We start from the raw sequence: 18039 nt of genomic DNA, 5'->3' as shown, positions 1-18039 counted from the left end.
TCGGACAAGGGGTTGCCGCCGTTTTTTCACTGTGATTTCGTGAGCACACACCCCGAAACGAAGGAGCATCGCATGGGTTTCCTCGCGTTCTTGATCCTCGGCCTCATCGCCGGAGCCATCGCCAAGTTGATCCTGCCCGGCAGGCAAGGCGGCGGCTGGTTCGTCACACTGCTGCTCGGCGTCGTCGGGGCCCTCCTCGGAGGCTGGATCGGCAGTCTCCTCTTCGGGGTCGGCCTCGAAGAGTTCTGGGACCTCGGCACCTGGCTTCTTGCGATCGGCGGCGCGATCATCGTGCTGCTGATCTACGGGCTCATCACTCGCGGAAGCCGCGACCGGACGGCCTAGTCGACACCACAGCTCCAACCGCCATGGGCGGATGTCTCTTCGGAGGCATCCGCCCATTCCCGTCTCCGGCCGCGGCGGTGCATCGGCGGGCGCGTCGTAGGGGATATTTTGGAGCGCATGTCGAGCGACGTCGTGATCGTGGGTGCCGGCATCGTCGGCGCCGCGTGCGCGCGTGCGCTCGCCATGGCCGGACTGCGCGTCACCGTGCTCGAGCGCGGGGCCGCGGCATCCGGCACGAGCGCCCGCGGCGAGGGCAACCTCCTGGTCTCCGACAAGGCGCCGGGCCCCGAGTTGCGTCTCGCGCAGTTCGCGGCGTCGCTCTGGCCCGTGGTCGCCGACGAGCTCGCCGATGAGCTCGGCACCTCGTTCCCCGCGATCGAGTACGAGCGCAAGGGTGGGCTCGTGGTCGCGACGACGGATGCCGGTGCCGCGCCTTTGCTCGCCTTCGCGGCGTCGCAACGTGCCGCCGGCGTCGACGCACGCGCGCTCGACGTCGACGAGACCCGCGCCCTCGAGCCCCAGTTGAACCCCGCGATCACCGCCGCCGTGCACTACCCCGACGACGCCCAGGTGCAGCCCGTCATCGCGACCGAGGCCCTGCTCGCCTCGGCGCGACTGCGCGGCGCGGAGGTGCGCGTCGGCGTCACGGTCACGGGTGCGCTCCGCGATGCCTCAGGACGCATCACGGGCGTCCGCACGACGGCGGGTGACGTCGCCGCCGGCTCGGTGCTCGTGGCGGCAGGCCCGTGGTCGGGTGAGGTCGCCCGGGCATTCGGCGCCGACCTGCCGATGCGCCCGCGACGCGGCGTCGTGCTCGTCACGACGCGCATGCCGCACGCGATCTTCCACAAGGTCTACGACGGTGACTACTTCGCGGCCACGCAATCGAGCGACGCGGCGCTGCAGACATCGAGCGTCGTGGAGTCGACCCCGTCGGGCACGGTGCTCATCGGCTCGAGTCGCGAGCAGGTGGGGTTCGACGAACGGCTCCGGGTGGCCGTGTTGCGGGAGCTCGCGGCGAAGGCGCTGCGGCTGTTCCCGTTCCTCGCCGCCGCGAGCATCATGCGCAGCTATGGCGGCTTTCGACCGTACATGCCAGATCACCTGCCGGTCATCGGCGCCGACCCTCGCGTGCCCGGGCTCTGGCATGCGAGCGGGCACGAAGGCGCCGGCATCGGCCTGTCGCTCGCGACCGCCGCGATGCTCGCGGCCGGGTTCACCGGTGGTGCCGTACCGACGGATGCCGCGCCGTTCCGCCTCGACCGGCCGACCCTGCAGCGCCACCTCGCCGAGGCGGCGCCATGACGGCGCGGATGCTGCGCCCCGACGACGATCCGATCCGCCCCGCCCCGGTCGACGCGGTGGAGATCATCCTCGATGGCGAGGCGATGACCGGGGTGCAGGGGCAGACGATCGCGGGCATCGTGCTCGCGAGCGGACGGCTGGCGTGGCGCCGCACGAGCGTCGGCGGCCGTCCGCGGGGCCTCTTCTGCGGCATCGGCGTGTGCTTCGACTGCCTCGTGATCGTGAACGGCGAACGCGATGTTCGCGCCTGCCAGCGGCGTGCCGTCGACGGCGACGCCGTCGCGAGCCAGTACGACCGGCTCCCCGAGGCGAACGCATGAGCACCGTCGTCGTGATCGGCGCGGGCCCCGCCGGGCTCGCCGCCGCGCGGGCCGCCCGCGAACGCGGGGCATCCGTCGTCCTGCTCGACGCCGCAGACCAGGTTGGCGGCCAATACTGGCGGCACCTGCCCGAGTCGCGTCCCTCCGCTCGCGAGCAGCGGCTTCACCACGGCTGGCGCAGGTTCACCAGGCTGCGAGCGGCACTCGAGGCCGATCGCGGCTGCGAGATCGTCACGAGTGCGCAGGTGTGGGCGATCGAGACCGGCGAGCTCGCGGACGGCGCGGTCGTCGTGCACGCGCTCATCGGTCCGCCCGACGGCACCGATCGCATCCCTCGCACGCTCCGCCCCGACGCGCTCGTGCTCGCGACCGGCGCCCACGATCGCACGCTCCCGTTCCCCGGCTGGGACCTGCCGGGCGTGTTCACGGCGGGCGCCGCGCAAGCGCTCGCCAAGGGCGAGCGCGTCGCGATCGGCCGGCGCGTCGTGGTCGCGGGCGCGGGCCCATTCCTGCTGCCCGTCGCCGCGTCGCTCGTGGCCACCGGCGCCCAGGTCGCGGGCGTGTTCGAGGCCGCCCGCGCGACGACCCTCGCGCGCGGCTGGCTGTCGCGGCCATGGGAGCTCCTCGGCGTCGCGGCCAAGGGCGGCGAGCTCGCCGGTTATGCCGCGAGTCACGTGCGCCACCGCATCCCCTATCGCCTCGGTTGTGCGGTCGTCGCCGCGCACGGCACGGACCATGTGGAGTCCGTGACCGTTGCGCACCTCGATGCGCAGTGGCATCCGATTCCCGGCAGTGAGGTGCGGGTCGCAGCCGATGCCGCGTGCGTGAGCCACGGCTTCACTCCGCGACTCGAGCTGCCCATTGCGGCCGGTTGCGAAATCTCGCCCGACCGGTTCGTGATCGTCGACGACGCCCAGTGCTCGAGCGTCGCCGGCGTGTACGCCGCGGGCGAGATCACGGGCATCGGGGGCGCCGATGCCGCGCTCGCCGAGGGGACGCTCGCCGGGCACTGCGCAGCGGGCGGGCGCGCTGACGATCCTGCCGTGCGCGCGGCATCCGCGGCCCGGCGCACCTTCGCCGCGTTCGCCGCGCGCCTCGATGCCGCCCACGGCATCCGGCCCGGCTGGACCGGGTGGCTCACCGACGACACGGTCGTGTGCCGCTGCGAGGAGGTGTCCCATGGACGCCTGATGGCCACGGCAGCCGCCACGAGCTCGAGCGGCCTGCGATCCCTGAAGCTCACCACTCGCGCCGGCCTCGGCATCTGCCAGGGCCGCATCTGCGGCCGCACCGTCGAGGCGCTCCTCGGCGAGGCGGCGACGGATGCTGCATCCGGCCGTCTCGGCCTCATCGACGCATCCACGACCGACCGACGCCCCATCGCCGCACCGATCCGCCTCGGCGAACTCGCCGCCGGCGAAGCATCCGACCGACCCGCGGCCGAGGCCGGCTCCCACGCACCGACGTCCACGAAAGGACACGCATGACCACGCAGAAGTTCGACCTCGGCGGTGTCGTCGTTGCCACGACGCTCGCCTTCACCCCCGACCCTTCGGCCCCCGCTGGGCTCGCCGTCGACTACGACCGGTTCGCCGCGCACTGCGATTTCCTGATCGAGAACGGATGCCGCGGCGTCGGTCCCAACGGATCGCTCGGCGAGTACTCCTCACTGACCGACGAGGAGCGCCGCAACGTCATCAAGGTCGCGGTCGAGGCCGTCGGAGGGCGGGGTCTCGTCGTCGCCGGCGTGCACGGCGTCGGCTGGCACCAAGCCGTCAAGTGGGCCGAGTACGCGAAGGAGGACGGCGCCGACGGGGTGCTCCTGCTGCCGCCCACGATCTATCGCGCCAATCGTGCCGAGGTCATCGAGCACTACTCGAGGGTGAACGAAGTGGGGCTGCCGATCATGCTCTACAACAACCCCATCGACACGAAGGTCGACCTCACGCCCGACCTCGTCGCCGAGCTCGCACAGCTCGAGAACGTCGTGGCGATCAAGGAGTTCACGACCGACATCCGGCGGGTGCTCGAGATCCAGGAGCTGTGCGATATCGACGTCATCGCCGGCGCAGACGACCTGCTCTTCGAGTCGCTCGTCGTGGGCGCCACCGGATGGTTCGCGGGATACCCGAACGCCTTCCCGAAGGAGGCCGTCGAGATCTACACGCTCGTCACGGACGGCCGGATCGACGAGGCGCGCGAGCTCTACCGCAACCTCGTTCCGGTGTTCCGGTGGGACTCGAAGACCGAGTTCGTGCAGGCCATCAAGCTCTCGATCGACCTGGCGGGGCAGAGTTACGGTGGACCGACGCGACCGCCGCGCGGGCCCCTGTCGGCCGAGCACGAGGCGCGAGTGCGCCGCGACACCCAGAACGCGCTCGACTACATCGCGACCCGCTCGTCGCGGGTGGGCTGAGGACATTGTGCAGTCGAAGCGAATCATCAGCGCCGTCGACTCGCATACGGAGGGCATGCCGACGCGCGTCGTCACGGGCGGCGTCGGCGTGATCCCTGGTGCGACCATGAACGAGAAGCGTCTCCACTTCATGGAGCACCTCGACGACCTGCGGCTCTTCCTCATGAACGAGCCGCGCGGGCACGCCGCGATGAGCGGCGCCATCCTGCAGCCGGCCACGCGCCCCGATTGCGACTGGGGCGTCGTGTTCATCGAGGTCTCGGGTTGCCTCCCGATGTGCGGCCACGGCACGATCGGCGTCGCGACCGTGCTCGTCGAAACCGGCATGGTCGAGGTCGTCGAGCCGGTCACCGAGATCCGGCTCGACACGCCGGCCGGTCTCGTCATCGCGCGAGTGGAGGTCTCCGACGGCCATGCCGACTCGGTGACCATCGAGAACGTGCCGAGCTACGTCGATGTGCTCGACGCCTCGATCGAGGTGCCGGGTTACGGCACCGTGCCGTACTCCATGGCGTTCGGCGGCAACTTCTACGCGATGGTCGACCTCGATGCCGTCGGGTTGCCGTTCGACCGCTCGAGCCAGCAGGAGATCCTCGCGGCGGGGCTCTCCATCATGGCGGTGATCAACGAGGCAGCGCCGCCGCGGCATCCGTCGATCGAAGGGGTCGACCGCTGCAATCACGTCGAGTTCATCGCGCCGGGTTCCGACGCGAAGCACTCCCGCCACGCCATGGCGATCCACCCCGGTTGGTTCGATCGCTCGCCGTGCGGCACGGGCACCTCGGCTCGCATGGCCGAGCTGTGGGCTCGCGGCGAGCTCGCCCTCGACACCGACTTCGTGAACGAGTCGTTCATCGGCAGCCGCTTCATCGGGCGCCTCATCGCCGAGACCGAGGTCGCCGGCCGACCCGCGGTCGTCCCGACGATCACCGGCCGGGCGTGGGTGACCGGCACCGGCCAGTACCTGCTCGACCCCGCCGACCCGTTCCCCACCGGCTTCCAGTTCTAGCTCCCGGCCCCGAGGAGCACTGCGCTCAGCGGTGGTCGGCGAGCTGCACGAAGCGGTGCAGCAGGCGCTGCGGTTCGGTGACGGATGCCGCAGCCAGCCGCTCGCTCACCTCGCGTAACTCGCTCGCCGGGAAGTAGCCGTGATGGCGGTACACGTGCGCGCGGGCGACGAAGTCCTGCGCGCTGACCTCGGGATGGAACTGCGTGGCGTAGACGTTGCGCCCGACGCGGTAGATCTGCACGGGGCAACCGGCCGAGAACGCGAGCAGCACGGCGTCGCCGGGAAGCCGCTCGGTCGCCTCCTTGTGGCCGACGAGCGCGTCGAATCGCTCGGACAGCGCGCCGACGAGCGGATCGGCCGAGCCCTCGTCGGTGAGCGTGACCTCGACGGCGGCGGCGTCCTCGCCGTGCAGCGTGCCGACGGTGCCGCCGAGCACTCGCGTGAGCACGCCGATGCCGTAGCACGTGAAGAGCACCGGGTGGTCGGCCTCGAGCGCCTGCTCGGCGAGGCGGGCGAGGTCGGACTCGACGCGGCGCTGCACGGGGTGCTTGCCGTCTTCAGGCGTCGTGACGTTGTAGGGGCTGCCGCCGACGACGATGCCCGCGAAGGAATCGAGACGGACGTCGCCGAGCGGATCGATGTCGAGGCGCACGTGCTCGAGCCGGCCGGCATCGACGCCCATCGCGCGGCGCACCGACTCGTACTCGGGGCCGACCGCCTCGACCTCGGGTCGTGCCGAGAGGAAGAGGAACGGTCTCATCTGCCGCGGCCTCCTCGGCCTCGACCGCCCTTGCCGCCGCCGTGCGCGCCGCCCTTGCTGCCCTTGCCCGGCCGGCCGCTCTTGGTGCCGCCTCCAGCGCCGCGCCCTCCGCGGTTCGCCGCCTTGCCGCCCGTGCGAGGCTTGGCGCCACCCGAGCCGGCCTTGCCCGAGCCGCCCTTGCCCGAGCCGGCCTTCTCGCCGCCCTTGCCAGAGCCGCCCTTGCCCGCGCCTTTGCCGGCTGGCTTGCCCTTGCCGTCGGCGTCCGCCTCGGCGGCCTCTGCATCCGCCGCCTCGTCTTCCTCGCGGCGCGAGCTGCGCGCCGTGCGCCCGCGCACGACGGCCACGAACTCCTGGATGTCGGCGTCATCGCGATCGACGCGCCAGACGAGCGCGATGCGCGTGGGAGCGGCATCCGTCACCGGCACTGCCCACGACATCGCGGCGGTGATGCAACCGTGCGACGCCGTGCGGCATGATCGCGTGGCCGGTGCCGGCCGCGATGAGCTCCATGGTCATCGCCGCGTCGGGCTGGGCGGGTGCGAGCGGCTCGCCCTTGAGATCGGCGACCGTGAGCGCCTCGGCTTCGGCGAGCGGATGCTCCTTGGGCAGCACCGCGACGGCGAGCTCCTCCCACAGCTGCACCGAGTGCAGGCCCGTCAGGTCGATTGGCAGCCGCACGAAGGCGAGGTCGGCCTCACCGGCGACGAGTTCGACGAGCTGTGCGGGCTCCTCGACGCGGAGCGCCTCGACCGGCAGGTCAGGTCGTCGATCGCCCCAGGCGCGGAGCCACTTGGCTGGGCTCACCCCGGCGACGTAGCGCAGCCTGAGCGTCACCTCGGCCCCCGTCTCGTGTCGCGGCCACACGTGGAGCGGCCTGCTCACAGCGTAGACGATCGCCGTACGGGCGGCTCGGTGGGCACATCCAGCCGAACGGGCTACGGTGTGAGGGTGAGCCAGGACCAGACGATGAAACCCGAGACCGCTGCCAAGAAGCTCGGCATCCTCCTCGAGGCTGCACCCGAGGAGTTCCGCACGGGCGTCGTCACGCGAGACGAGCTGAACGCGCTCCTCGCCGACCCGCCCGAGTGGCTGCAGGTGCTGCGCCGCGAGGGCCCGCACCCGCGACCGGTCGTCGCCGCGAAGCTCGGCATCTCGAACTCCGGCCTCGCTCGCGGCGGCCTCACCGAGCCGCTCACGACCGCCCAGATCAAAGACCTGCTCGTCGCGCCGCCCCAGTGGCTCGTCACCGAGCGGGCGACGCAAGCCGCGGTGCGCGCCGAGAAGCGCCGCGTCGTCGAGCGTGACGCCGAGCGCGCTGCCCGCAATCCCGGTGGCGGCGGCGGCGGCGCGGGCGTCTGAGCTCTCGCTCCGCATTCGCAGTCGCGCTCGTATTCGCGCTCGCACTCGGCCGGTCAGGCCGCCGGCCTGTACCGGGCCCGCAGGAACGCCGCGGCGTCGGCGAGCTCGCGCTCCGACACCGAGTGGCCGAGCCCTTCGTAGATGCGCTCGTCGAGATCCGCGTGCGTCGGCAGCCAGGCCTGCGTGCGCACGACGGATGCCGCGGGGATGACGTCGTCGGCGGTGCCGCGGCCCCAGAAGACGGGCGGGGCGAGCTGCGACATCCGCTCATCGCCTGCTCGATCGCCGGGGAGCGCGAATCCCGCGAGGCTCACCGCGAACGCGAAGCGCTCGGGCGCGTGCCGGAGCAGCTCGATGGCCATCGCACCGCCCTGCGAGAAGCCGAGCAGCCCGACGGAGCTCGCATCGGGCGCCACCCGGTCGAGCCACGCGACGATCGCGGCCGTCGCGAGCTCCGCGCCCTCGATCGAGAGCTCGGCGCCCTCGGCGACGAGCGAGAACCAGGCGTGGCCGTAGCCCGTGAAGATCGGCGCACGCAGCGAGGCGACCGCCGGTTCGAGCGGCAGGTAGGGCGTGAGCCCGAAGAGATCGCCCTCGTTCGAGTTGTAGCCGTGCAGCAGCACGAGCAGCGGCCGCCCCTCGCGATCGGCTGCGGAGGCCGACCAGAGCACTGCCTCGTCGTCGATGCGCACGTCGGTCATGGGTCCTCCGATCGGGTCGAGCGGATGCCGCGGGCCGTCGCGACCGCTCCGACTTCGACAGTACCCGGCGCGGTTGCCCGCCCCGACCTGCGCGCCCGGCGCGCGGGTGAGGCAGAATCGAGCCATGAGCGTGCGCACCCCTGACCCGGACTGGAACCCAGACGACGAACCCGTCGTGCGGCCGCCCGCGAATCCGGGCTGGCTCACCGACCTCGAACTCGCCGAGGTGCGCGGCCGGCTGCCGCTCCTCTACGTCGAGGCGGTGCCGGTGCGCGTCGACGGACTCGGCCAGGTGACCGAGGTCGGCGTGCTGCTGCGCGCGAACGCGGTCGGCGAGATGACGCGCACCCTCGTGTCGGGGCGCGTCATGTACGGCGAGACCATTCGCGATGCGCTGTTCCGCCACCTCGAGAAGGACCTCGGGCCGATGGCGTTCCCGATGCTGCCGGCGAGCCAGGTGCCGTGCGTCGTCGCCGAGTACTTCCCGATGCCGGGCATCTCGCCGTTCACCGACGAACGGCAGCACGCCGTGTCGCTCGCGTTCATCGTGCCGGTCACCGGCACGTGCGAGCCGCGGCAGGACGCGCTCGAGGTGACCTGGATGACGCCGGCCGAAGCGGCGAGCGAATCGATCACGGCCGAGATGGAGGGCGGTCGCGGCGCACTGCTGCGGCAGGCGCTCGCCTCGGTCGGCGCGCTGCCCTGAGTCCGAAGCCCCTGTAGGGGAGCTAGGCGGCCGCCGTGGGCGACGGCGAAGCGCCGGCGCCGGAACGCGAGGCGGCCAGCCCGAGCGCATCGAGGAACACACCGGTGAGGCGCGCCTCGTCGACGTCGAGGGCGATCTCGACGGCTGCCCACTCGTCGGCGGGCGTGAGCCCGATCTCCTGGCCCGGATGCGTGCGGAGGTCGACGAGCGTCTGGCCGCGCGCGTATCCGGCGAGCTCGACGCGCACGGGCCGCAGTTCGGTGCGGAGCGCGCCCGGGTCGACGAGGGAGCACACGGCCCCGGCGTCGCCGATGAGACCCGTGTACTCGGCGGACTCGTCTGCCGAGAGGGCGATGCGATGGCCGAGCAACGCGCCGACCACGCGGCCGAGCGCGTCGTCGCCGTGCTCGAGCGATTGCGCGAGCTTGTGCTCGATCGCCACCCGGTTGAAGACGTCGAGGCCGTACATGTAGGTGGGCACGCCCGAGTCGAGCACGATCGCGGCGGCCTCGGGGTCGTGCCAGACGTTGAACTCGGCGACCGCGCTCGCGTTGCCGACGCTCGCCGAGCCGCCCATGAAGACGATCCGCTCGATTCGCCCGGCGACCTCGGGGTGGGTGCGCAGCAGGAGCGCGAGGTTCGTCTGCGGAGCGAGTGCCACGAGGGTGACGGGCGTGGGGTGCTCGAGGATGAGCCGGCGCATGAGCTCGACGGCGCCGGCCTGCTCTGCTCGCCGCTCGGTGGGCGGCAGGGCGGTGCCGCCGAGGCCGTCGGCGCCGTGCACGTGCGACGCGGAGCGCGGGGGTTCGAGGAGCGGCCGGGCTGCACCCGCGGCGACGGGGATCTCTGGTGCCCCCGCGGCGTCGAGCACGCGGAGCGTGTTGTCGACGACTTGGGCGAGCGAGGCGTTGCCGGCGACGCACGAGATGCCGAGCACGTCGATGCCGGGATGCCGCACTGCGACGAGGATCGCGAGGGCGTCGTCGACTCCCGTGTCGACGTCGAGGATCACGGGAATGGTCATCCGTTCACCCTAACCGCCTCGACGTGGGTCGTCGCGGGCCACGAACCCATGGCGCTGCTCAGACGAAGTCGCGATTGCCGCGGAAGCGGTCTTCGGGGTCGATCGTGGCCTTGACCCGGGCAGCGCGAGCGACATCGGCCCGCGCGTAGGCGCCCGCATAGCCGACGCCGGGCGCGAGGAAGGTGCAGAGCGTGCGGTCGGATGCCGCGGGCCCGAGCGCCGCGCGCAAGGCCGTGAAGCCCTGCTCGGCGGCAGCCTCGAACTCGGGCCGGCCGATCGCACGAGCCCTCACGAAGTGGGGCGCGCTCACGACGCCAGCAATGCCGGGGCGCTGCGGCGGCGCCGCGAGTGCACCGCCGAGCATGCGGAGCGAGATCGCTACGACGGCGCGCGACTCGGCTGACTCCCACGTCGTCACCAGGCGGGTGATGACCTCGTCGTCGAGCTCGGCGAGCGCAGACCATGCGAAGCCCGGAGACGGATCGGTCGGTTCCTCGGCGACGACGCCGAGGAGCTCGACGTCGACGCGCCCGACGGTGTCGAGCACGACGGTGCCGGAGGATCGGATCGAATCGAGTGCCGCGGCGGCCGCCTCGGGCTCGCCGAGCTGCACCGTCTCGACGGTCACGACGGTGGTGCCGCGCAAGTGCAGCGGCACCTGCGCGATGTCGGGCAGGCGCATCGCACCGGCATGCAGGGCGAGCGAGTCGGGTGCAGTACGGCCGGCTGCAACGACGGCGCGGAACACCGCCGCGACATCGGATCCGTCGAAGACGATGCGGCCACCCGAGATCACGGGCGCCGGGTGCAGGTCGATCTCGATCGCGGTCGCGATGCCGAACGCCCCGCCGGCGCCGCGCAGCGCCCACATGAGCTCGGGCTCGTCGGCGTCGCGCACCCACCGGTGTCGCCCATCGGCGGTGAGGAGCTCGACCGCGCGCAGCGAGCTCGAGGCGAACCCGAGCGAGCGGGCGAACCAGGAGTTGCCGCCCGCGAGCGTGAAGGCGGTGGCGTTGACGATGCGGCTCGTGCCGGTGACCGGGACGAGCCCGCTGCCGGCGAGCGCGTCGAGCACAGCGCCCCAGCTGGCCCCTGCGCCGACGCGGGCCACCCGGGCTTCGGTGTCGACCTCGACGTCGCGGAACGCCGAGGTGCGCACGAGCACCGTGCCCTCGAGGGAGCCGGATGCGCCGTGGCCCGAGGGCTGCACGGCGAGCTGCAGGCCGTCGGCCCGCGCGGCCTCGAGCAGAGCGCGCACCTCGTCGACGTCGGCGGGAACGGCGACCGCGGCGGGGCGCTGGTCGACCGCGAGGTTCCACGGCGAGCGCACGGCGTCCCAGAGGGGGTCGCCGGGGAACGTGAGTCGATCGCCGAGACTCGTGCCGAGCGAGTCGAGCGCGGCGTGGGACGCTGCGTCGTTCATCGAGGTCCTCCCGAGGCATCCGTCGATCGATCACCGACGTGGCTCACGCTACCGACCCCCACCGCGAGATGGAACCGCCGAGGGTTCAGCGCACGAGTCGGACTTCGTGGATCTCCTCGCCGAGGAACGGCTGCACCTGCTCGGCTCCGTCGGCGACGAAGCCGTTGCGGGCGTAGAAACGGTGCGCCCGCGGGTTGTCGGACGCGACCCACAGGTAGACGGGATTGGTGCCGACCGCCGCGTCGAAGAGCTTCTGGCCGATGCCCGTGCCGTGGTAGGCGTCGAGCAGGTAGATGAAGAAGAGCTCGCGCTCACGCGGAGGGTTCTCGTCGCGCGCGGGGCCGGATCCGACGAAGCCGACGATCTCGCCGTTGACGAGCGCAGCGAACTGCGAGTACTCCTCGCCGCGGGCGGCCATGTGGGTCCAGAGCTCCGCCATGCGGCGCGGTGACAGGTGCTCAAACGCCGCTGCGCTGATAAGGTGATCGTATGTCTCGTGCCAGCAGGTGGCGTGGACGCGGCCGAGGGCCTCCACATCGGAATCGCGGATGGGACGAACGACGGCTTCGACAACCACATTGGTGCTCATGTCACGAGGCTAAGCCAGGCCGCGCTGGAGACGAAATCGACGGGCATCCGGCGGCCGCACCTCAGTGCCAGCCCCCGCACAGTTCCCGGTGGTAGCACGCTACTGCCGCATGCACCATCGACCGTACGGTTGGGATCATGCCTGAGAACACCGCTAAAATCAGCCTGCTCGTGGGTGCAACGGCAAGCGTCATCGTGCTCGCGGGCTGCGTCACCACTGCGGCGAACGCGCCCGTCGGCTTCGACGGCGTGCAGTCCGCGACCATCCAGCTCGAAGCCGTCGGCACGTTCGTCTCGCCCGAGGAGGGCGGCTTGGAGTCTGCCGGCCGCGGCTCGGGCTTCATCATCACCCCCGACGGACTGGCCCTCACCAACAACCACGTCGTCACCGGCGCCGGCACCCTCAAGGTCTGGCGCGGCGGCGACACGACGAATGAGCTCAGCGCAAAGGTCCTCGGCTCCTCCGAGTGTCTCGACCTCGCCGTCGTGCAGCTCGAGCGGGGCAATTATCCGTTCATGGACTGGCGGAAGGGCGAGATCGAGACCGCGCTCGACGTCTACGCCGCCGGCTACCCGCTCGGCGACCCGACCTTCACCGAGACCAAGGGCATCGTATCGAAGGCGCTCACGAGCGGCGAGACACCGTGGGCATCGATCGACGGCGTGATCGAGCACGACGCCCGCATCCGCGGCGGCAACTCGGGCGGACCGCTGGTCGACAGCGCGGGCGCGGTCGTCGGCGTGAACTACGCCGGCAATGACGAGCTCGACTACAACTTCGCCATCCACCGCGACGAGGTGCTCGAGGTCATCGGCGACCTCGTCGACGGCAAGGACGTGCTGAGCCTCGGCATCAACGGCGAGGCCCTTGTCGACGAGGACGGCGCCGGCATCGGCGTGTGGGTGAACTCGGTGAAGTCCGGGTCGGCCGCCGACAAGGTGGGCGTCGAACCCGGCGACCTGCTCACCCGCATGGAGGGCGTGAGCCTCGCCGTCGACGGCACGATGAGAGAGTACTGCGACGTGCTGCGCACCCACGGCCAGGACGCGACGATCTCCGTGGAGCTGTACCGACCCGCCGAGGACTCGTACTACCGCGGCCAGTTCAACGGTGACGCGATCACGGCCGTCCCGGTCGTGGGCGGCGGCACCGACGATCCGGCATCCGGCGAGTACGTGAGTATCACGGACGACTCGGGTTCGATCAGCCTCGAAGTTCCCGCCAGCTGGAGTCAGATCGACGGCGCACCCGTCACCGACACGAACGGGACGACTTGGGACGCTGTCTCGGCCGCCCCCGACCTCGCCGGCTACGAGGGCACCTGGTCGACGCCGGGGCGTCACGATCTACGCCTCGCAGGCGGCGGCCTCGATGGCGCCGGATGCTGCAGCCGACCTCGTGACGGGCGATCTCGCCGCGCACGGTTGCGTCTCCACGGGCCGTGAGCCGTTCGATGACGGGCTGCACGTCGGCGTCTGGGAGACCTTCACCGGATGCGGTGGCGAGGCCACCTACGTCATCGTCGGCGCGAACGACAACTCGGGCACCTACTCGATCATCGTCGCGGCACAGGCCATCAGCGACGCCGACTTCGACGCGGTCGACCGCGTGCTCAGCAGCTTCTACGCGAGCTACTGACGATTTCGACTGAAGGCTGCCGACGCGCATCGGCTGCTTCGCGCCACCGTGAGCGGATGCCCCGCGCTGGGCGCCCGAGGTCTGGGCGCCGCGGCAGTGGCCCGCCCCCTGCTTCGGCGCGTGCGCCTTCGTCTCGGCCGCGCGGCCGGAGTGGTCACGACGCGGGATCGCTGGGGCGACATCCGCCTGGCCGCGCCCGCGGCCCTCGCCGTCGCGTGGTGCGCGCGCTTGCGCTGCGCGTTGGCGCCATTCGAGCGTCCGCCGCCACCCTGCGACTGGACGGCCCGATCCCCCGCCGTCACGGCGGGGACCGAGGGCGGCGATGGGGGTCGCCGCCCCGACGGATGGGGATCTGCCCGCGACGAATCGACCGGCGGCGCGGGGAACCGAAGCGCATGATGCGGACATATCTGTGCAGGGACAACACAATGGGGGCCCCGACGAAGGGATCGGCGTGGGCGGTGAAGGCGGGGAGTCGGTGCATCCGACGCGAGAAACGGTGACCCGTGCCAGGGGGTGGACGAGACACGGGTCGCCGGGCCGCGCGGATATGCTGGGCGGCACATGGTTGAGGAAGAGCGATCAGACGCGGCCCTCTGGCTCGAGGCGACATCCGGTACAGAGGAGTCGTTCGGCGTGATCTACGACCGGTACCGCGCCCGCATCTTCCGCAAGGCGCATTCGCGCGTGCTCGACGTCTCCGAGGCGGAGGACATCGTCGCGATGGTGTTCCTCGAGGCTTGGCGTCGCCGCTCGTCGGTCCGCTTCGTCGACGGGTCCCTGCTCCCGTGGCTCCTCGTCGTCACGACGAACGTCTCGCTCAACAGCGAGCGCTCGGGTCGGCGCTATCGCCGGCTGCTCGCGAAGCTCCCGCCGGCCGAGCATGTCGACGACCCGAGCCTCGAGATCACCGAGCGCCTCGACGGTGAACCGGCGTCGAAGGAGCTCTCGGCGGCGCTGCGCCGGCTCAATCCGGTCGAACAGCGCGTAGTGGAGCTCTGCCTCGTCGAGGAGCTGCCGATGGCGTCGGTCGCGAGCGTGCTCGACCTCCCGATCGGCACGGTGAAGTCACGGCTCCACCGTGCCCGCGCGAAGCTGCGGGAGGCGCTCGGCGATCGCCGAGGAGCAAGGGCCGAGCCGGCACCCGCCCACGGGCCTGCGCCTGCTCACGCCGAAGGCCTGGAGGTGCAGAGTTGAACGAATCGTCGAACGAGCGGCCCTCGGCCCGCGATGCCGCGACCCGGGCGATGCTGCTCGACCACGTCCGCTCCGAGCCGGCTCGTCGGGCGCGTGAGCTCCGGCTTCGGCTCATCGGCTGGGGCAGCGCCGGCGTGCTCGCGCTCGGCGTCGCCGCGACCGCGGGCGCCATGCTCATGCCGCCGGCCGATGTCTCGAACACCGAGCTGGTCCACTGCCTGAGCGCCGCCGAGCGCAACGCCGACGGCAGCTATCCGGGCTCTGCCGCGACGATCTCCTCGCCCAGCGGCGAAGGGCGGGTCGCGGATGCCACGGCCATGTGCACGCTCATGTGGGAGCAGGGCGTGCTCGACGACGAGTTCGACCCCACGGCGGCGAGCAACCCACCGGGTCGCGTTCCCGAAGAACTGCAGGTCTGCGTGATGGACGACGGGAGCGCGGCCGTGGTGCCGTCGCCGAACGAGTCGGTCTGTGCGGCACTCGGCCTCGCCCCCCTCGCCCCCGGCGATTAGCCGAACGTGCCGGTCGGGCGGAAGACGAGCGACCTCACCCGATCGTTGAGGGTCCCGATGCTGCCGCACCACGGCGTGCAGTTCAGCCGGCTCCCGCCGTAGGAGGTCTCGGTGTAGAGCGTCACCCAGCACCCGTTCGACCCGCCCGCCGAGCTGATGGTGTTGTTCCAGCCCGAGGGCAGGCTCGCGAACCCGAACGTGACTCCGTAGCATCCGCTCGATCCCCAGAACGCGAGGCTCGAGCCGCCGCCGTTCACGTCGGTGTAGACCCGGCCCAGGATCGTCGACGCCGAGGCGGTGCTCATCCGGCCGTCGTCGGCGCGCAGGACGCCGTCGAGGTAGCCGTCTACCTCGGCGCGGGTGCCGAAGCACACCGGCTCGGCCGGCGCGCGCCCAGCGGTCGACCTCGCGTCGGTGGGCTGTACCTCGACAGCACAGTGCACGATGTCGGATGCCGCCGGTGGGCCGACCTCGGGGGCCTGACTCAGGCCGTTGCCGGGGGCGAATGCGATCACGGTCGCGAGTACTGCGCCGATCGTCTGCAGCTTCATCGGGTTCCCTTCGTCGGTCGGCGCCGGGCGCGCCGCATCCTCACACTCATATGTCCGGTGAGGGCTCACAGGTTCGCGATCCGGCCGAGGGAACCCGATGCGAGTTGCCGGACATACCCCTGTGAACGGATCGAGGGGGCAGCATGAGGCGCACGAAGACATGGGCGGCCGTCGCGGCGCTCGCCGCGGGCTCCGGGATGGCGGTCGCCGTGGCGGTGCTCGTGGGCGGCGAGATCGGGCGCGCGATGATGGGCGCCTGGTGATGCCCGGCTGATGAAGACCAGGGCCGATCAGGGGGAACGGCCCGATCCCCCGCCTCAATGGCGGGGACCGAGGGCGGCGATGGGGGTCGTCGCCCGACGGATGGGGTCCTGGCGGGCGATCGCACGCCAGGACCCCAGCGGATTTCCCGGTCGGGCGTCGTGCGCTCGCGCAGACGCGTGCGCCCTCACGCCCTCACATGCGAAACGACCCCGATGAGCGAACTCATCGGGGCCGTTCTGAACTGCGTGGGCGACTAGCCCTGCGCGCGCCGGTTGCCGCGGTCGTTGCGCGACGGCGACACGAGGCTACCAACGCGGATCGGCTGCTTGGCCGAGCCCGAACGCGCCGAGGTGCCGCGCTGGGCGCCCGTCGTCTGCGCGCCGCGGCTGTGGCCGCCGCCCTGCTTCGGCGCCTGCGCCTTGGTCTCGGCGGTGCGGCCGGAGCGGTCGCGGCGAGGCGATGCCGTGCCGACATCCGACTGGCCGCGGCCTTCGCCGGAGCGAGCTGACCGCTTGCGCTGCGCGTTGGCGCCCTGCGAGCGGCCGCCGCCCTGCTGCTGGTACTGCTCGCGAGGAGCAGGCTTCACGTAGGGGGCCACGTCGCCGACGAGGGTGGTGACAGGGGCCGACGTGGCGGTGACGCGCTGCGGGGTCACCGTGATGGCGGCCTTGCGGAGCAGCGTCTTCAGGTCCTGCTTCTGGGCGGGCAGGCTGATCGTCACGACATCGCCCGCGCTGCCGGCGCGAGCCGTGCGGCCCGAGCGGTGCAGGTACGCCTTGTGCTCGGTGGGCGGGTCGACGTGGATGACGAGCTCGACGTCGTCGACGTGCACGCCGCGCGCCGCGACATCCGTGGCCACCAGCACCTTGACCGAGCCGTCGCCGAACGCGGCGAGGTTGCGGTCGCGCTGCGGCTGCGACAGGTTGCCGTGCAGGTCGACCGCGGGGATGCCCTGGTCGGTGAGCTTCTTCGCGAGCTTCTTCGCGTGGTGCTTGGTGCGCATGAAGAGGATGCGGCGGCCGGTGCCCGAAGCGAGCGTGCTGATGAGCTCGTTCTTCTGGTCGACGTCGTCGACCTCGAACACGTGGTGGGTCATCGCGGCGACGTGCGAGTTGGCCTCGTCGACCGAGTGCAGCACCTGGTTCTGGAGGAAGCGCTTGACGAGCTTGTCCACGCCGTTGTCGAGCGTCGCCGAGAACAGCAGGCGCTGACCGCCGGTGGGCGTCTTGTCCATGATGCGGGTGACGACCGGGAGGAAGCCGAGGTCGGCCATGTGGTCGGCCTCGTCGAGCACGGTGATCTCGATCGCGTCGAGCGAGACGTGACCCTGCTTCATGAGGTCTTCGAGGCGCCCGGGGCAGGCGACGACGATGTCGACGCCGGCGCGCAGTGCGTCGACCTGGCGCTTCTGGCTGATGCCGCCGAAGATCGTCGTGGTCTTCATGCCGTAGGCCGCGGCGAGCGGTGCCAGCACCGCGTCGATCTGGGTCGCGAGCTCACGGGTGGGGGCGAGCACGAGGCCGAGGGGACGGCCGGGGCGACGTGTGCCGCCCGCGAGCACGCCACCGAGGCGCGCGGCCATCGGGATCGAGAAGGCGAGGGTCTTGCCCGAGCCGGTCTTGCCGCGGCCGAGCACGTCGCGTCCGGCGAGCGTGTCGGGCAGGGTGTCGACCTGGATCGGGAACGGGGAGGTGATCCCATCGGCGGCGAGAGCCGCGACGAGGGGAGCGGGCACGCCGAGCGTGCTGAAGGTGGTGTCGGTCACTGGTGCCTTTCAGGCAGAAACCATCGGCGGTCGAGCCGGCCGCGGAGCAGCCGTGTCGGAACCCCGACGATGGGGAAGTGGCGAAGGTGCCGGTCGGCACATCCGTTCGCCGTATGAGAGTCAACGGGCTCCTGCACGAAAAGCACAGTGCCCGG

Annotated in this window: 21 protein-coding genes; 12 read left to right on the top strand and 9 right to left on the bottom strand. The window is 71.6% G+C overall.

Annotated features, from left to right (window positions below):
* The first annotated feature begins 72 nt into the window (after window positions 1-72).
* The 6 genes from QFZ29_RS13385 to QFZ29_RS13360 all read left to right on the top strand — a co-directional run bounded on the left by QFZ29_RS13385 (window position 73) and on the right by QFZ29_RS13360 (window position 5395).
* The gene (locus tag QFZ29_RS13385) at window positions 73-345 is read left to right on the top strand and encodes a GlsB/YeaQ/YmgE family stress response membrane protein (RefSeq protein WP_306894546.1); all 273 of its coding nucleotides are present in this window, start codon (window positions 73-75) and stop codon (window positions 343-345) included.
* Window positions 346-426: 81 nt separating this feature from the next.
* Complete coding sequence (locus tag QFZ29_RS13380) at window positions 427-1650, top strand: NAD(P)/FAD-dependent oxidoreductase (RefSeq protein WP_306896726.1); 1224 nt, start codon at window positions 427-429, stop codon at window positions 1648-1650.
* Entirely contained in the window at window positions 1647-1970 is a 324-nt protein-coding gene (locus tag QFZ29_RS13375) for a (2Fe-2S)-binding protein (RefSeq protein ID WP_306894545.1), read from the top strand. Before QFZ29_RS13380 ends, QFZ29_RS13375 begins: the two co-directional genes overlap by 4 nt.
* Complete coding sequence (locus QFZ29_RS13370) at window positions 1967-3457, top strand: NAD(P)/FAD-dependent oxidoreductase (RefSeq protein WP_306894544.1); 1491 nt, start codon at window positions 1967-1969, stop codon at window positions 3455-3457. The genes QFZ29_RS13375 and QFZ29_RS13370 overlap by 4 nt, the downstream gene beginning before the upstream one ends.
* Window positions 3454-4386 (top strand): dihydrodipicolinate synthase family protein, encoded by a 933-nt coding sequence (locus tag QFZ29_RS13365; RefSeq protein ID WP_306894543.1) that lies wholly within the window; start codon window positions 3454-3456, stop codon window positions 4384-4386. The genes QFZ29_RS13370 and QFZ29_RS13365 overlap by 4 nt, the downstream gene beginning before the upstream one ends.
* Before the next feature lie 7 nt (window positions 4387-4393).
* Entirely contained in the window at window positions 4394-5395 is a 1002-nt protein-coding gene (locus QFZ29_RS13360; RefSeq protein WP_306894542.1) for a proline racemase family protein, read from the top strand.
* 25 nt (window positions 5396-5420) lie between these two features.
* On the opposite strand, the gene QFZ29_RS13355 is transcribed toward QFZ29_RS13360, so the two are convergent.
* Genes QFZ29_RS13355 through QFZ29_RS13345 form a run of 3 tightly spaced genes read right to left on the bottom strand, consistent with a single transcriptional unit; the run spans window position 5421 to window position 7037 of the window.
* Complete coding sequence (locus QFZ29_RS13355; protein ID WP_306894541.1) at window positions 5421-6155, bottom strand: glutamine amidotransferase; 735 nt, start codon at window positions 6153-6155, stop codon at window positions 5421-5423.
* Window positions 6152-6592, bottom strand: a complete 441-nt coding sequence (locus QFZ29_RS13350) for a hypothetical protein (protein WP_306894540.1) — start codon at window positions 6590-6592, stop codon at window positions 6152-6154. The genes QFZ29_RS13355 and QFZ29_RS13350 overlap by 4 nt, the downstream gene beginning before the upstream one ends.
* Entirely contained in the window at window positions 6519-7037 is a 519-nt protein-coding gene (locus QFZ29_RS13345; protein ID WP_306894539.1) for a LysR family transcriptional regulator substrate-binding protein, read from the bottom strand. Before QFZ29_RS13345 ends, QFZ29_RS13350 begins: the two co-directional genes overlap by 74 nt.
* A gap of 84 nt (window positions 7038-7121) precedes the next feature.
* Between QFZ29_RS13345 and QFZ29_RS13340 the strand changes: the two genes are divergently transcribed.
* Window positions 7122-7514: a DUF5997 family protein gene (locus QFZ29_RS13340; protein WP_306896724.1), complete on the top strand. Its 393-nt coding sequence runs from the start codon at window positions 7122-7124 to the stop codon at window positions 7512-7514.
* A 53-nt stretch (window positions 7515-7567) separates the two neighbouring features.
* On the opposite strand, the gene QFZ29_RS13335 is transcribed toward QFZ29_RS13340, so the two are convergent.
* Window positions 7568-8215, bottom strand: coding sequence for an alpha/beta hydrolase (locus QFZ29_RS13335; RefSeq protein WP_306894538.1), 648 nt, complete (start codon window positions 8213-8215; stop codon window positions 7568-7570).
* A 124-nt stretch (window positions 8216-8339) separates the two neighbouring features.
* Here QFZ29_RS13335 and QFZ29_RS13330 point away from each other — a divergent pair, with 124 nt between their 5' ends.
* Window positions 8340-8921 carry an NUDIX hydrolase family protein gene (locus QFZ29_RS13330; protein WP_306894537.1) on the top strand — a complete coding sequence of 194 codons (582 nt, stop codon included), beginning with the start codon at window positions 8340-8342 and terminating at the stop codon, window positions 8919-8921.
* Between the two features lie 22 nt (window positions 8922-8943).
* Here QFZ29_RS13330 and QFZ29_RS13325 read toward each other — a convergent pair whose 3' ends face one another.
* The 3 genes from QFZ29_RS13325 to QFZ29_RS13315 form a co-directional block, all read right to left on the bottom strand.
* Window positions 8944-9945, bottom strand: coding sequence for a nucleoside hydrolase (locus tag QFZ29_RS13325; protein ID WP_306894536.1), 1002 nt, complete (start codon window positions 9943-9945; stop codon window positions 8944-8946).
* 58 nt (window positions 9946-10003) lie between these two features.
* Window positions 10004-11368, bottom strand: a complete 1365-nt coding sequence (locus tag QFZ29_RS13320) for an FAD-binding oxidoreductase (RefSeq protein WP_306894535.1) — start codon at window positions 11366-11368, stop codon at window positions 10004-10006.
* Window positions 11369-11453: 85 nt separating this feature from the next.
* A complete protein-coding gene (locus QFZ29_RS13315) occupies window positions 11454-11957 on the bottom strand; it encodes a GNAT family N-acetyltransferase (protein WP_306894534.1) in 504 nt (167 codons plus the stop codon).
* Window positions 11958-12094: 137 nt separating this feature from the next.
* Between QFZ29_RS13315 and QFZ29_RS13310 the strand changes: the two genes are divergently transcribed.
* From QFZ29_RS13310 to QFZ29_RS13295, 4 genes are all read left to right on the top strand, one after another.
* A complete protein-coding gene (locus QFZ29_RS13310) occupies window positions 12095-13402 on the top strand; it encodes a S1C family serine protease (protein WP_306894533.1) in 1308 nt (435 codons plus the stop codon).
* Window positions 13356-13595 carry a hypothetical protein gene (locus QFZ29_RS13305; RefSeq protein ID WP_306894532.1) on the top strand — a complete coding sequence of 80 codons (240 nt, stop codon included), beginning with the start codon at window positions 13356-13358 and terminating at the stop codon, window positions 13593-13595. Before QFZ29_RS13310 ends, QFZ29_RS13305 begins: the two co-directional genes overlap by 47 nt.
* A 564-nt stretch (window positions 13596-14159) precedes the next feature.
* The gene (locus QFZ29_RS13300) at window positions 14160-14792 is read left to right on the top strand and encodes an RNA polymerase sigma factor (RefSeq protein ID WP_306894531.1); all 633 of its coding nucleotides are present in this window, start codon (window positions 14160-14162) and stop codon (window positions 14790-14792) included.
* Window positions 14789-15304: a hypothetical protein gene (locus tag QFZ29_RS13295; protein ID WP_306894530.1), complete on the top strand. Its 516-nt coding sequence runs from the start codon at window positions 14789-14791 to the stop codon at window positions 15302-15304. The genes QFZ29_RS13300 and QFZ29_RS13295 overlap by 4 nt, the downstream gene beginning before the upstream one ends.
* Here the strand turns inward: QFZ29_RS13295 and QFZ29_RS13290 are convergent.
* Window positions 15301-15855 (bottom strand): peptidase inhibitor family I36 protein, encoded by a 555-nt coding sequence (locus QFZ29_RS13290; protein ID WP_306894529.1) that lies wholly within the window; start codon window positions 15853-15855, stop codon window positions 15301-15303. The two genes, QFZ29_RS13295 and QFZ29_RS13290, sit on opposite strands and share 4 nt — an antisense overlap.
* A 517-nt stretch (window positions 15856-16372) precedes the next feature.
* Window positions 16373-17884: a DEAD/DEAH box helicase gene (locus tag QFZ29_RS13285; RefSeq protein WP_306894528.1), complete on the bottom strand. Its 1512-nt coding sequence runs from the start codon at window positions 17882-17884 to the stop codon at window positions 16373-16375.
* Window positions 17885-18039 lie beyond the last annotated feature (155 nt).

This window comes from Agromyces albus (genome assembly GCF_030815405.1).
GTDB classification, from domain to species: Bacteria; Actinomycetota; Actinomycetes; order Actinomycetales; family Microbacteriaceae; genus Agromyces; species Agromyces albus_A.
This window is presented reverse-complemented; position numbering and strand designations above follow the sequence as displayed.

Bases quoted from the DNA above. Each gene is read 5' to 3' on its own strand.
- QFZ29_RS13315 (WP_306894534.1), bottom strand. From the start codon at position 11,957: ATGAGCACCAATGTGGTTGTCGAAGCCGTCGTTCGTCCCATCCGCGAT.
- QFZ29_RS13330 (WP_306894537.1), top strand. From the start codon at position 8,340: ATGAGCGTGCGCACCCCTGACCCGGACTGGAACCCAGACGACGAACCC.
- QFZ29_RS13325 (WP_306894536.1), bottom strand. From the start codon at position 9,945: ATGACCATTCCCGTGATCCTCGACGTCGACACGGGAGTCGACGACGCC.
- QFZ29_RS13365 (WP_306894543.1), top strand. From the start codon at position 3,454: ATGACCACGCAGAAGTTCGACCTCGGCGGTGTCGTCGTTGCCACGACG.
- QFZ29_RS13350 (WP_306894540.1), bottom strand. From the start codon at position 6,592: ATGTCGTGGGCAGTGCCGGTGACGGATGCCGCTCCCACGCGCATCGCG.
- QFZ29_RS13370 (WP_306894544.1), top strand. From the start codon at position 1,967: ATGAGCACCGTCGTCGTGATCGGCGCGGGCCCCGCCGGGCTCGCCGCC.
- QFZ29_RS13355 (WP_306894541.1), bottom strand. From the start codon at position 6,155: ATGAGACCGTTCCTCTTCCTCTCGGCACGACCCGAGGTCGAGGCGGTC.
- QFZ29_RS13335 (WP_306894538.1), bottom strand. From the start codon at position 8,215: ATGACCGACGTGCGCATCGACGACGAGGCAGTGCTCTGGTCGGCCTCC.
- QFZ29_RS13320 (WP_306894535.1), bottom strand. From the start codon at position 11,368: ATGAACGACGCAGCGTCCCACGCCGCGCTCGACTCGCTCGGCACGAGT.
- QFZ29_RS13375 (WP_306894545.1), top strand. From the start codon at position 1,647: ATGACGGCGCGGATGCTGCGCCCCGACGACGATCCGATCCGCCCCGCC.
- QFZ29_RS13310 (WP_306894533.1), top strand. From the start codon at position 12,095: ATGCCTGAGAACACCGCTAAAATCAGCCTGCTCGTGGGTGCAACGGCA.
- QFZ29_RS13300 (WP_306894531.1), top strand. From the start codon at position 14,160: ATGGTTGAGGAAGAGCGATCAGACGCGGCCCTCTGGCTCGAGGCGACA.
- QFZ29_RS13290 (WP_306894529.1), bottom strand. From the start codon at position 15,855: ATGAAGCTGCAGACGATCGGCGCAGTACTCGCGACCGTGATCGCATTC.
- QFZ29_RS13385 (WP_306894546.1), top strand. From the start codon at position 73: ATGGGTTTCCTCGCGTTCTTGATCCTCGGCCTCATCGCCGGAGCCATC.
- QFZ29_RS13340 (WP_306896724.1), top strand. From the start codon at position 7,122: ATGAAACCCGAGACCGCTGCCAAGAAGCTCGGCATCCTCCTCGAGGCT.